Raw genomic sequence first — 12,305 nt, forward strand, 5'->3', positions numbered from 1 at the left:
TTGGTCGGAAATCCCGGGCCCGGTGGACAATGAAATCGATGACCGCACCCCGACCGACGCCGACGCCAGGGGATCAAAAGACAACAAACATATAGTAGGTCAGGCATAGTATTGTTGACGCGCGGTGATGATAATAAGTCAGGCGTATTGTTGTTGACGTGAATTCGATGTTGGCGCCCCCAAGTAATGGCGGGCGGCGAGTTCTATGCCTTGATCAGCAACTTCTTCCGATACGGGCTCGTCGATTCCACGATCACCCTGGACGGCGGAGGGGCCTGCATCGTCGCCCTGCAGGGATGAAGCGGTACCGGTTCGAGTGGCCCACGTCCCCAATCCCCCGCTCGCTGCCGGAGCTGCCCTCGTCATCTCTCTCGGCCCAGCGCCCAAGGGGATTGCCAGACGGGCGGTCCCCATTCCCAGGTATGCGTGGAAGCGGCCCCCCATATTGGCGACGCGGCGATCGCCGGAAAAATCCGGGCGAAAACCCGCTTGCATGCTCCCGCCCTGCCGCCCCATAAAAGCCGTCGCCGTTGCGCACGTGGCGGAATTGGCAGACGCGCTACTTTGAGGTGGTAGTGGAGTAATCCGTGCAGGTTCAAGTCCTGCCGTGCGCACCATTGATCGACAACCCGGGCCGGCAGGCGGTTCCATTGGCCATGCGGCGACGCTTTTCAACTCTTGGCGCCCTCCTCTTGGGCACCCTCCTCGTCGGCGGTTGCGCCAATCGCTACGTCATCACCACCACCCACGGCGCCAAGCTGGTCACCGCCAGTAAACCCCGATTGGTGGGCAGCATGTACGTGTACAAAGACGCCAACCGGCAGCCCGTCGAAATCAGCACGATGCGCGTCCGCCAGATCGAGCCTTACTCGCGCGCGGCCGCCGGCTCTCAGTTGCTGGTGCCCGAGCTTCGATAAGCCGCTCCACATACTTCCCCAGTAGATCCGCCTCCAGGTTCACCCGGTCGCCCACCCGCCGCTCCGCCAACTGGGTCACCTCCCGCGTGTGCGGAATGATCCACATCCGGATCACGTCCCCACGCACCTCGGCCACCGTCAGGCTGATCCCGTCCACGGCCACCGAACCCTTGTAAAGAAAGTACCGCATCAGCTCCGCCGGCGGGCGAACCTCCAGCACCCAGTCGGCCCCGGACGCTTCCCACCGCACGATCTCCCCCGTGCCATCCACGTGACCGGTCACGAAATGCCCCCCCAGCCGGTCGTTCATCCTCATGGACCGCTCGAGATTCACCCGGCTCCCCTCGGTCGCCTGGTGGAAACTCGTCACCCGCCAGGTCTCCTCCAGAAGATCAAACTGCAACCGCACCCCGCCCTTCACGCGTCCCACACCCACCACGGTCAGACAGCAGCCGTTCACCGCGACGCTTTCCCCGATACGCACCCCGCGCCCCGCCGTCCGCGCCTCCACCACCAGCCGGATTCCGCCTTCCGTCCGGCGCACCGCCACCACCCGGCCCGCCTCCTCCACAATGCCGCTGAACATCCGGAAAGCTTCCAGCCCACCCAGCCCGGAAATCAATTCCCGTCGATGCGCGCCGTCAGGAACAAGTCCGGCCCAAAGCGTCGCCATTCCACCCGGCCCAACCGCAACGCCTCCGCCAGCGAACCCGCCCCTTGCCCGCCCACACCGGGCAATGCATCCCTTCCGCCCAGGACCATCGGCGCATAGAAGAACGCCACCCGTTGCACCAGGCCCGCTCCCAGGAACGACGCATTGACTTCGCCGCCCCCTTCGACCAGCAGGCTGGTGCAGTCGTCCGTATTCCCCATCGTCCGCAGCAACCACGGCAGATCCACACCGCCCTTGGGCCCGGTCGGCCCCACCCATACCCGCACCCTTCGCGTCAGCTCCCGCACCCGCCGTTCCGGAGCGGCATCGGTCACGACCACGGTGGTCCTGTCCGCCCACTCGTCACTCACCAAGGCCGCCCCCAGCGGCGTTCGCGCCCGCGAATCCAGAATCCATCGTCGCGGCATCGGAGGCCCGCCCTGCGCCTGGTCCCCGGTGCCCCTCCCCAGCCGCACCGTCAGGCTCGGATCGTCCGCCAGCACGGTCCGCACCCCGACCACGATGCCGTCGGCCCGTCGCCGCAATTCCATCGCCATCGCCCGCGCCGCCGGACCCGTGATCCACTTCGATTCGCCCGACGCCGTCGCAATCCTGCCGTCGAGCGTCATCGCCGCCTTCACCGTCACGAACGGCGTCCCCCGCACAATCCAATGATGGAACCCCTCATTCCAACGCTCCGACGCCTCGGCCAGCACCCCGGCGGCAACCTCCACGCCGGCCGCCTCGAGAATCGCCAGGCCCCGTCCCCCGTGTCGCGGATTGGGATCGGTCGCCCCCACCACCACCCGCCGGATGCCCGCCGCCTTCACAGCCTCCGTGCAGGGCGGCGTCCGGCCCTGGGTCGAGCAGGGTTCCAATGTCACGTACAGCGTCGCCCCCGCGGGATCCTGACCGCGCCGCCGCGCGTCGGACAACGCCTCCACCTCGGCGTGCGGTCCGCCCACGTGCCGATGCCAGCCCTCCCCCAGGCATTGCCCGTCCCGCACCAGCACAGCCCCGACCATCGGGTTGGGCGATGTCCAGCCGAGTCCCTTCCGGGCCAGCGCCAGCGCCCGGCGCATCCACCGCCTGTCCTCCCTCGCCTCTCCCTCCGGCACTTCGCCCCCCGGTTCAATACCGCGTGATGACCTCGTGCAGGTTCAGGACGACGCGCGCCGCGTTCGACCACACCGCCAGTTCCACCGCCGGGAGGTCGTAGGCCACCGGGGCGTTCCCCACCCGGATCAACGCCGCCGCCTGGTCCGGCCGGTCCTGATACAGCACCCGCTGCCGTTCCACGAACCGCAGCAGCGACTCCCGCTCCGCCGGCCTCGGGTCACGCAACAGCGCCAGCCGGAACAACCTCTCCACCCGCGCCCCATCCCCGCGGGCATCCCGCATCAACCCCTCCGCCAGCACCCGGCCCGCCTCCACAAAGGTCGGATCGTTCAACAGCGTCAGCGCCTGCTGCGGCGTGTTCGAGGGCAGCCGCGAGGCCACACATTCCTCCCGCGACTGCGCATCGAAGTTGGCCAGCATCGGATGCAGGAACGTCCGCTGCCAGTGCATGTACAAGCCACGCCGGTACTGCCGCTCGTCGAGGTCCGCCCGGTAATCGCGATCGGGAAACTGAAGGTTCACGTAATACGCGGGGGGCTGGTACGGAAACACACTTGGCCCCCCCACCTCCCGCTCCAACAGCCCGGCAATGGCCAGCGCGTTGTCCCGCACCAGCTCCGCCTCCAGCCTCCGTGGCGACTGGTGCGACAACCACCGGTTGTCCGGGTCCCGTTCCCGTGCAGCCTCGGACGGCTCGGAGGCCTGGCGGTACGTCGCCGAGGTCACCAGCAGCCGCACCATGTGCCGCATGTCCCACGCCGCCGGAGCCGGTCCTTCCGCCACCGGACTGGCCACCATGGTCGGTTCCATGAACTCCGCCGCCAGCCAGTCCAGCAGTTCCGGATGACTCGGCCATTCCCCCTGCAATCCCAGGTCTTCGATCCGCGCCGAAATCCCCGCCCCAAAGAACTGCGCCCAAAGCCGGTTCACGAAGTTCCGCGCCGTAAGCGGGTTCTCCCGCGAGGTCAGCCACGACGCCAGATCCAGCCGGCTCAACCGGCCCGCCGGCTCCTCCCCGTTCCCCGTTCCCCCCATCCCCGGCGCCAACACCTTTGGCGGCGCCGGACCCACCACCTCCCCGCTTTCGTCCATCCAGTTCCCCCGGGGCAACTCCCGCGTCACCAGGGCGTTCGTGGACACCGTGACCTGTGTCCAGGCCCTGCCCTCCCGGCACTCGCGGATCTCCATGTCCAGCCCGCGCAGTCCGGCCAGCACCTCCCCGTCCCATGCCGTGCTCCGATGAAAGGCAGCCGGCACGCCACGGTCGGCTCCTTCTCCAAAGAACGGGGCCGCAACGTCCTCCACCCGGCTCACCCAATGCCCCGGTTCCAGCGCCAGCGGCGACACCGAGATCCGCACCCGGCGCGCCACGTTCCCCGGAATCGTCACCGACAACACATCCCCCCGGGCTGCGCGCCACGGACGTTCCACCAGCGCGATCGCCGACACGCCGCGCCCCTCCGCCACCGCGCCCGCCGGCAACCGCCAGCCCCGGTGCACCCCCAGAATGTCATGCCCGTTGGCGTATCGCGGCTCTTTCTCCACCGCATCCGCAAACACAAACCGCAACGCCTCCTCCGTCGCCTCCCCCGCCCGCCGCCAGCGTGCCGCCCATTGCACCGTCGCCGTGCGCCGTCCCCCCCGCAGCAATCCCTCGCCCTCCACCTGCGGCAGCAACTCCAACCGCAATGCCGCCACCCACCCCGCCGGCAATTCGAACTCGAACCGGTCCTGCGTGACCCGCGATCCGCGAAAGGACACCGACCCGTCGTCCCGCCATTCCAACTCCTCCGCGGCCACCCGGTTGGTGCCCGCCATCGACGTCACCTCCCGCGGCCCCAGCACCCGCCACCCATCCGGATGCACCGACAGGAAATCGCGCACCCCCATGCGCCACTCCCGAAGAAGCGTCCGTGTTTCCTCCGACCCCATCGCCCGTTCTCCCGCGGCACGCTCCAGGTCCGACGCCCGCGCCTGCAACCGGTCGATCCGCCGCAACAAGGCCGGACTTTCCACCTCGATCTCCGGCGGGAACGGGTGGTCGTTGCTCCACCCGCCCAGATCCGGGTTCGGCGTGTACACGTAGTCCTGGTACACCCCCCACTGCTGGACGTCCGCGAAGAAGGCCGAGAAGGCATAGAAGTCCCGCAGCGTGAACGGATCGTACTTGTGATCGTGGCATTCCGCGCAGGCCAGCGTCGCCCCCAGCCAGGCCGTCGAGACCGTGCGCACCCGGTCCGCCTGGTACTTCGCCAGGTACTCCTTCGGCTGCGCCCCCCCCTCGCGCGTCATCATGTTGAGCCGGTTGAACCCCGTGGCCACCTGCTGCGCCACCGTCGGCTCGGGCAGGAGATCCCCCGCCAACTGGTCCCTCGTGAACTGGTCGAACGGCAGATTCCTATTGAACGCCTCAATCACCCAGTCCCGGTAGGGAAAGATCCGCTGGTTCTGGTCCCCATGGTACCCGACCGTGTCCGCAAACCGTACCGCATCCAGCCACGGAATCGCCTGCCGCTCCCCGTAATGCGGCGAGGCCAGCAACCGCTCCACCTGCCGCTCGTAGGCGTGCGGGTCCGTGTCCCGCTCGAACGCCGCCGCCTCCTCCGGCGTCGGGGGCAGCCCCACCAGGTCCAGACTCAACCGCCTCAGCAGCGTCCGCCGGTCCGCCTCCCGGGCCGGCTCCAACCCCTCCTGCACCAGACGCTCCCGCACCAACGCATCCACCGGGTGCCCCGTCGCCCACCCCGCCGGAAGCGCGTCCGGAACCGGCGGCCGTTCCACCGTCATGAACGACCAGTGCGGCTCATACTCCCCGCCCTCCGCCACCCAACGCCGCAACAACCCGATCTGCTCCGCCGTCAGCGGCTTGTGCACCGACGCCGGCGGCATCAATTCCTCCGGATCCTCCGCGGTCAGACGCCGCACCATCTCGCTCCCGTCCGGATCGCCCGGCACCAGCACCCCGCTCGACACCGCCGCCTCCCGCTCGTCCACACGCAACCGCGCCTTCCGCTGGGCCGCATCCGGCCCATGACACTGGAAGCAGTGATCCGACAGAATCGGGCGGATGTCTCGGTTGTAGCGCAGCGGCTCCGCGCCCTCCGCCCATCCCCCCGCCACCAGGAACGCCAGCGCCAGGGCCCCCGGCACCCACCGCGGCTTCATGGACCTTCGCATCATGCCCCATTCTGAACACGTTTCCCCCTTCCCTGTCCACGCTCCTGCCCAGCCTTCCCACGGAGGGACGATCTCCGCGAGTCCTCATCCCATCGCTCCACCCCCTTGCCGGCGTAAGTCCTCAAGCCTGAACCGACAAGGGCCGATAGTCCCTCCATTCAAGAATCGTCGGAGCGCGATCCCAACCCCAACCCAGAGGTCCCCGCCGGGAACCCCCGGGGACCGTCTTCCACTCCCCCCATTCCTCATGCCTCGACCCCACCTGACCCTGTCCCTCGTGCCGATCCTCTCAGCCTTGCTGATTCCCGCGAAGGCCCCGGCGGACCGACTCTGGAACGCCAGCACCATGGATGTGCCCCGACGCTCGTTCAACGTGGTCGCCTACGGGGATGGCGTGTTCGCCGCCGGGAACGGGTTCGGGGACATTGTGACCTCCACCAACGGCGGGGCCAACTTCGCCTCCCGGTTGTTTGTCCAGGGACGCGATGTCACCGACATTCAATACGGCGACACCGGCGGCGGGCAGATGGGCTTCCTCGCCACCATGCGGTCCGGGTTCAACAACTACTTCGTCTATCGTTCCCTCGACCGCGGTCAGACCTGGACCGAAGAATCCGCCGCCTACTTCGCCGGCGCCTCCGGGGCGGCCACCAAGATTTCGGTGGCTCAGGACGGCACCCTGACCGTGGTTCGTGGAGCAGCCGGCAGGACCATCGCCCATGACGGAACCCACTACTACTCGATCCAGCGCGGCGAAGGTTCCAGCACGGTGCTCCGCTCCGGCAACGGCCGCCATTTCACCCTTCTGGCGGAACGTCCCTTCGAAGCCGATGCCCTGGTCCGCACTTCGGCTGGACGCTACCTGGTGGTGGGCATCCAACGCCCGCTGGACAGTCCCCGCATTCCCGTCGCCTTCCCCTTGGTGGACGATCCCGCCACCTACGCCGATCCCTTCATCGTCATGGCCGGCACCACCGGCTACCTCTCCTCCGTCATCGAGGCCGCCGGACGGTTCTTTGCCGTGGGCGGCTCGGACAACTTCACCCATCACAACCTATTCTCCTCCGCCGACGGCCTGACCTGGGAACGGGAACTCCTCCACCCCGACATTGCCGCCCTGCCCTTCCCAGCCCTGGACCTCGGCAGCATCGTGGCCGGCGGTCAGGCGATCGTGGCCGTGGGCGCCTACGGCATCGTCCATGCCGAACTCTCCTACGAAAACGCCGATCCCGACGCCGACCCGCAACCCGGATTCGCCACCTGGATCGCCTCCTTCCCCATTCCCGCCGGCCAGCGGGGTCCCGACCACGACCCGGACGGCGACGGCCTTCCGAACCGCGTCGAATATGCTCTGGGTGGCAACCCCGCCCTGGCACTCACAACGGATCGCCCCGTTCCCCTCCTGCCCATGATCGACGGTCAGCACTACCCGGCCCTGCAATTCACCCGCCTCCGCGCCGCGCTGGGGGTCAACGTGGTGGTCACCGCCTCCACCTCAATCCCGCTGGACGCTCCGGTCGGGACCGTCGAGGAGGTGGTGGCACTCGATCACGGGTTGGATCAGGTGACCTTGCGCGCCAGCCGGCCCCTGTCGGAAACGGGCGCCCTCTACTTCCACCTCAAGGTGACGGTGCCGTAACCCCTTCGCTCACCCGACGCCTGATCGCCCCCCCCGATCCCAGGAACGCCTCCTTCGCATCCTCAATCCCCTTCCCGCCGGATCAGGTAGTACGGCGTCCGATCACGCGATCCGTCGATCCGGAACGCGCCGTCGGTCACCGGCAGCGTCCTGCCCGTCCTCCGACCTCCGTGGTCCAGCAACTCGACCACGAACACGCCCGGCCGCCGCACTTGCAGGTCGGCCACCACGGCTTCCAGCATCACCGGCGGGCCACCGCGCTCCACGAGGACCGAATCGTCGTCCACCCGCATCCCGGTGTTGCGTGCCCTGGCCATCGCCACCAGCAGCCAGTGCCGTCCCGAAGCCAGATCCGCATCCCGGTCCCGCGCCGTGACATACACCGCTCCGAACCGGCTCCGAAGGATGATCGCCACCTCCCCAAGTGGCGCGGGACGATCCATCGCAAACCCAACCACCGCCTGGGTGGCGGACGTGTCGATCGTGAAGTGCCCGTCGTGCCGCGTGGCCCCCTCCCTCCAGCGTAGTTGGCCCGTGGACGCAACATGCACGTCGCCTTCCAGGTACGGACCGAGATCGAACGTCGGCGTGTCACGTTGGGTCTCGACGAACTCCACCTCGCACCGGGCCACGGCAAGCGCCCGCGAGGGAACCCGGTCGCTGTCGAACGTGCGCACGTCATAGTCCGGACTCCCCACCGTGTCCTCGAACCCGAGCCGCCCGGCCAGCAGGCCGGGGAGGTGCACGTGTCGGACGGCCCGGACCTGCGACCGCGCGACGTCCCCGCGCAGCACCTGTCGGGCCACTGCCGGAAAGATTCCCAGCACCTGCGGAGCCGTGGCGTCCCACCGGTCCCGGCCGATCCGCCCGCTGAACCTCCCGTCGTCCTGGTTCTGGAACAGGTAGCTCACGTCCCAGCCCTGAAGTCCCATGCCGTAGGCGCCCACAATGGCCGGCCCCTCCACGCCCCATTCGTTGGGAAACACGTGGATCCACTCCGACAACATGAACGGCCGGCCCGCCACCTGTTCCATGCCGGTGCTGAGCACGCCCGAGCCGGGAACGCGGACCATCGAGGCGTTGTCGATTCGGGGCGGTTCGCCACCCCCGAAATAGTTATGGCGGTCCACGGGGCCCACGACCTGGTCGGTGTGCAGATTGGCGTAATGGCTGAACATCCGCCCGGCGTGCCAGTTGGAGGCAATGATCTCGCCCGCGTAGCCCGTCCCCCGAATGCCCGCCACGATCCGCTCGTAGGCCTCCCCCTGGAGCGTGTGGAGAAACTCCAGGGTATCCAGCAGCCGCTGCCGCCGGAACTGCTGGGAACCGGACAACTGCTGCGGATCCCAGAACCACGGATTGCCCAGCGGCAGGACATTGCGTCGGTCAAGGTGTTCCGCCTCCCCATCCGGGGGAGCCACCTCATTCGAGAAACTGCCCAGCGCCCGGCGCCCCCAGGCCTCCACCAACCCGTCCTGCCCCCCGTACCTTCCGCGCAACCAGTCGCTGAACTGCCCGGCCACCCTCCGCCGCAACGTCGCACTCCGGCGCAGCGGTTCCATCGACGTGTAAAACAGAATGCTCGCCTCGTTCACGATCTCCACAAACGCCACCGCCGGGTCCTCGGCGTAGGTCAGTCCCGAGTACGGGTTCCGATGGCGGAGGATGGCCCGCAGTTGCTCGATGGTCGCCTCCTGAAGTTCCCGAGAGTAGTACAGCGTGCTGTTCCCGCCCCCCACCCGCGCGTCCGGCCCCTCCAGCGCCCCGAACTCCTCCGCGTACGGCACCCGCGCCAGATCGCCCCGACCCACCCGGATCGTCCCGAAGGCCTGCGACAGCTTCAGGTAGATGCCCGCCTTCCGGAACTGTGCGTTCTGATAGTCGAACCGATCGAGCGCTTCGGGATCGAACCCCACGGCGCTGTCTTCCACCTGGATCCCTGCCCAACCCGGCCCGTCGGCCCACTTGTGCAGCCGCACCGAATTGATCCCGAACCGCCGATACAACGCCGCGCGCCGGTCGGCCACCTCCCGGGACGGCGCAGCTCCTGACCGGTAGCAGAGGTTCAATCCCCAGAGCCGGATCGGTTGACCGTCGTAATACAGGTCCCCACCGCGCGCCTCGATCCGCCCATGCCGCCCCGCCGGCGCCTCCAGCCAGTCGCCCATATCCAACTCGCACGCCCCCTCCCCGTCAGCCTCAGGCGTGAACGCATACCACCGCTCCATGTCCGCCTCTCCCCGCATCCGGTCCGGGACCCTCTCCGCAGACTCCTCGCCCCACGCCATTCCACTCCAGCCGCCCAACGCCAACACCACGAGGAATCCCCTCACACACCATGGTCTCATCGCCCGGATCATGCCCAGCCAGGGCAGAATGGCCAACCCACTGTCCCTCAGGATATCGAATAATAGGTCAGGCCTCTTTTGCTCCGCACCGCGCCCGAACACGCCTCCCCCACCCACAAACCCTATCAGGTAGCTGAGGATGACTTCGTCGTTCGAAGTCAACAGTACATGGCCTGTCTTGTTATTTTAGACCAAGATCAAAGGTATTGTGCCCGGCTTTATATTTGGATTGTTGACCGAGCGACCTGGCGCCCTACCGGACCAATCTCGGATCGATTCCCCCTCTCCTCTCGATGATATCGCCTCGCCGCTCCTAACCCGCCCGTACGCCGCCAACCTTGCCCGCCCTGTAGGCGGAACCGTCGATCGTCTGGATGGGCCCACTCCCGGAACGCGTCGCCCACCTGGTCTTCCCCCAGAATGCGAACACGGACGCCGAATCCCTTCCCGGCGGTCGCAACCCGCCCGCCACGCCTCACTTCACCCCCCTAACCCCTACCCTGCTGCGAAGCGCTCATTCCGGGTTGGATGTCGTTGTTGCGGGGTTCCGCCGAGTTCAGCAGGGCGTCGCGCAGTTGCTCCGCCAGCATCATGCCGACAACCCGTCCGCCCGCACCACAACCACCCAGTTCGGGTAACGGTCGCCGTGCCCATCCGCATGAACCCGAATTGCCACACCCACCCGCCCCAACCCGTCCTGGCATCGCACCCGGATCGACTTCGCCCGGGCGTTCGCCAGCGCCGGTAACGTGACAATGCCGAGCACGATCAACCCGACGACCGGCGCCATCATGTCGATCCGCGCGAACCCTTGATCCGACCGGTTCCCAGCCCCCTCCTTCCTGCACACGCCACCCGAGCCCAACCCCAGCCTCGGCCCCGCCGCGGACCGGCGCCGCACGATCCCGCCCCCGGCCGGAAAGGATGGACCCCGTGTCTCGAATGCGCGCCGACGCCATTGGCCGGGGTCCCCCTGTCAAGCGATCCACCCTCACACGACTTCCGGTGCCTGCCCGGATTCCACCCCGGCCCGCCATTCCCGCACGGCGTCCCGCATCAGCGCCGCCGCCTCCAACCGTCGCCGCACAAACCTGGGAGTGAACCACGGGAAGGTCCCCACCAGGTCGTGGGTCACCAGGATCTGCCCGTCGCAATCCGGGCCCGAACCGATCCCGATCGTCGGGATCTTCAACCCCCCCGTGAGTTCTCCGGCCACCGCAGGCACCACCAACTCGAGAACCACGGCGAACGCCCCGGTTTCCTCCAGGGCCCGGGCGTCCTCCATCAACGCCCGGCGCTGGACCTCGTCCCGCCCCTTGATCCGGTACCCGCCCTCTTCCAGCACATGCTGCGGAAGCATCCCCAGATGCCCCATGAACGGAATGCCGTCCTCCACGATCGCCCGCACCGACGGCAGAATCATGCACCCACCCTCCGCCTTCACCGCCTCCGCGCCGGCAGCCATTAATCGTCGCGCGCTCACCACCGCCCGGTCCGGCTCGTCGTAACTGCCGTATGGCAGATCCCCAACCAGCAGTGCCCTCGGTCGCGCCCGCGCCGCCGCCCGCACGTGATGCTCCATCTCGTCCAGCGTCACGTGGGTCGTGTCCGGATACCCCAGCACCACCATCCCCAACGAATCCCCCACCAGCAGCACCGGCACCCCCGCCTCATCCAGCATCCGGGTCATCGGATAGTCATAGGCCGTCAACGCCGCAATCCGCCGTCCCTCGGCCTTCCACCGCGGCAGCATCCCCGGAACGATCTTGGTCGCCTCCACCCCCGCAACGCTGCCGCCCCCTGCGAGACCGGAACAAGCATAATACCGACCTTCGTCGGATGGCGCCGTTCCCGGCCGCTCACCCACACTGCCTTCCTCATGACCCGCACAATGACCTGGCTGCTCGGACCCGAATCGGTCGCCGCCGCCGTTGGCGCCGCGGTCCTCTGGTACTGTGCCCGTCACGCCTCGGGAACCGGACGGGATGTGGAACTGATGGAGCGTCTCGTCGTCCTGCTTCCCCTCCTGGTCGTGGTGCCGGTCTTCCTGACCATCCTCGCACCCGGGGCGACGGCCACCTGGACCTGGCTCACCCGGGCCCTGGTGGTGTCGTTCGTCGTGGCGGGCTTCCTCACCCTGCGCGTCGTCGAGGGTTTTGGCTCGGGCGCCAAAGGTCAGGACGCCGCCATGATCGTCTCCCTATGTCTTACCAGCATGGTCGCCGGGGCGGGCTCGGCCATCGCCGGGGCCATGGTCCTGTCACAACGGGACGCCGCCTTTGCCGCCTGGTTCAAAGCCCGTCCTGTCCTGGCCTCGCTGATAACGCTCGCGGCCTCCGTCCCGATCGGCATCGCCCTGCTCTTCGTCCTCTGCGTCGTCGGCGGCGTCCTCCTCGGCGCCTGGTCCGCATTCCGCCGATGACCCGGTCGCTCCCTCCCATCCCTCTCCAACC

General features: G+C 68.0%; 8 protein-coding genes and 1 tRNA gene. 3 read left to right on the plus strand and 6 right to left on the minus strand.

Going from position 1 to position 12,305, the window contains the following annotated elements; all coding sequences use genetic code 11:
* Positions 1-532 precede the first annotated feature (532 nt).
* Positions 533-617: transfer RNA gene (locus tag KF833_10490), tRNA-Leu, on the plus strand.
* A 217-nt stretch (positions 618-834) separates the two neighbouring features.
* Here KF833_10490 and KF833_10495 read toward each other — a convergent pair.
* Genes KF833_10495 through KF833_10505 form a run of 3 tightly spaced genes read right to left on the minus strand, consistent with a single transcriptional unit; the run spans position 835 to position 5,868 of the window.
* Positions 835-1,503: a riboflavin synthase gene (locus KF833_10495; protein MBX3745725.1), complete on the minus strand. Its 669-nt coding sequence runs from the start codon at positions 1,501-1,503 to the stop codon at positions 835-837.
* Between the two features lie 32 nt (positions 1,504-1,535).
* Complete coding sequence (ribD, locus tag KF833_10500) at positions 1,536-2,651, minus strand: bifunctional diaminohydroxyphosphoribosylaminopyrimidine deaminase/5-amino-6-(5-phosphoribosylamino)uracil reductase RibD (GenBank protein MBX3745726.1); 1,116 nt, start codon at positions 2,649-2,651, stop codon at positions 1,536-1,538.
* A gap of 49 nt (positions 2,652-2,700) precedes the next feature.
* Positions 2,701-5,868: a PSD1 domain-containing protein gene (locus KF833_10505; protein MBX3745727.1), complete on the minus strand. Its 3,168-nt coding sequence runs from the start codon at positions 5,866-5,868 to the stop codon at positions 2,701-2,703.
* Positions 5,869-6,112: 244 nt separating this feature from the next.
* On the opposite strand from KF833_10505, the gene KF833_10510 reads away from it, so the two are divergent.
* Positions 6,113-7,504 carry a hypothetical protein gene (locus tag KF833_10510; GenBank protein MBX3745728.1) on the plus strand — a complete coding sequence of 464 codons (1,392 nt, stop codon included), beginning with the start codon at positions 6,113-6,115 and terminating at the stop codon, positions 7,502-7,504.
* Positions 7,505-7,566: 62 nt separating this feature from the next.
* Here the strand turns inward: KF833_10510 and KF833_10515 are convergent, their stop codons facing one another.
* The 3 genes from KF833_10515 to panB form a co-directional block, all read right to left on the minus strand.
* Complete coding sequence (locus KF833_10515) at positions 7,567-9,852, minus strand: hypothetical protein (GenBank protein ID MBX3745729.1); 2,286 nt, start codon at positions 9,850-9,852, stop codon at positions 7,567-7,569.
* A 589-nt stretch (positions 9,853-10,441) separates the two neighbouring features.
* Positions 10,442-10,645 carry a hypothetical protein gene (locus tag KF833_10520; GenBank protein ID MBX3745730.1) on the minus strand — a complete coding sequence of 68 codons (204 nt, stop codon included), beginning with the start codon at positions 10,643-10,645 and terminating at the stop codon, positions 10,442-10,444.
* A 198-nt stretch (positions 10,646-10,843) separates the two neighbouring features.
* Positions 10,844-11,605 carry a 3-methyl-2-oxobutanoate hydroxymethyltransferase gene (gene panB, locus KF833_10525; protein MBX3745731.1) on the minus strand — a complete coding sequence of 254 codons (762 nt, stop codon included), beginning with the start codon at positions 11,603-11,605 and terminating at the stop codon, positions 10,844-10,846.
* A gap of 126 nt (positions 11,606-11,731) precedes the next feature.
* Between panB and KF833_10530 the strand changes: the two genes are divergently transcribed.
* Positions 11,732-12,274, plus strand: a complete 543-nt coding sequence (locus KF833_10530; GenBank protein MBX3745732.1) for a hypothetical protein — start codon at positions 11,732-11,734, stop codon at positions 12,272-12,274.
* The last annotated feature ends 31 nt before the right edge of the window (positions 12,275-12,305 follow it).

It is taken from the genome of Verrucomicrobiia bacterium (assembly GCA_019634625.1).
In the GTDB taxonomy this organism is placed as follows: domain Bacteria; phylum Verrucomicrobiota; class Verrucomicrobiia; order Limisphaerales; family CAIMTB01; genus CAIMTB01.

Excerpts from the sequence above, each read along its gene's own strand:
- KF833_10520 (MBX3745730.1), bottom strand. The coding sequence starts at position 10,645 with ATGATGGCGCCGGTCGTCGGGTTGATCGTGCTCGGCATTGTCACGTTA.
- KF833_10505 (MBX3745727.1), bottom strand. The coding sequence starts at position 5,868 with ATGATGCGAAGGTCCATGAAGCCGCGGTGGGTGCCGGGGGCCCTGGCG.
- KF833_10495 (MBX3745725.1), bottom strand. The coding sequence starts at position 1,503 with ATGTTCAGCGGCATTGTGGAGGAGGCGGGCCGGGTGGTGGCGGTGCGC.
- ribD (MBX3745726.1), bottom strand. The coding sequence starts at position 2,651 with ATGCGCCGGGCGCTGGCGCTGGCCCGGAAGGGACTCGGCTGGACATCG.
- panB (MBX3745731.1), bottom strand. The coding sequence starts at position 11,605 with ATGCTGCCGCGGTGGAAGGCCGAGGGACGGCGGATTGCGGCGTTGACG.
- KF833_10510 (MBX3745728.1), top strand. The coding sequence starts at position 6,113 with ATGCCTCGACCCCACCTGACCCTGTCCCTCGTGCCGATCCTCTCAGCC.
- KF833_10530 (MBX3745732.1), top strand. The coding sequence starts at position 11,732 with ATGACCCGCACAATGACCTGGCTGCTCGGACCCGAATCGGTCGCCGCC.
- KF833_10515 (MBX3745729.1), bottom strand. The coding sequence starts at position 9,852 with ATGAGACCATGGTGTGTGAGGGGATTCCTCGTGGTGTTGGCGTTGGGC.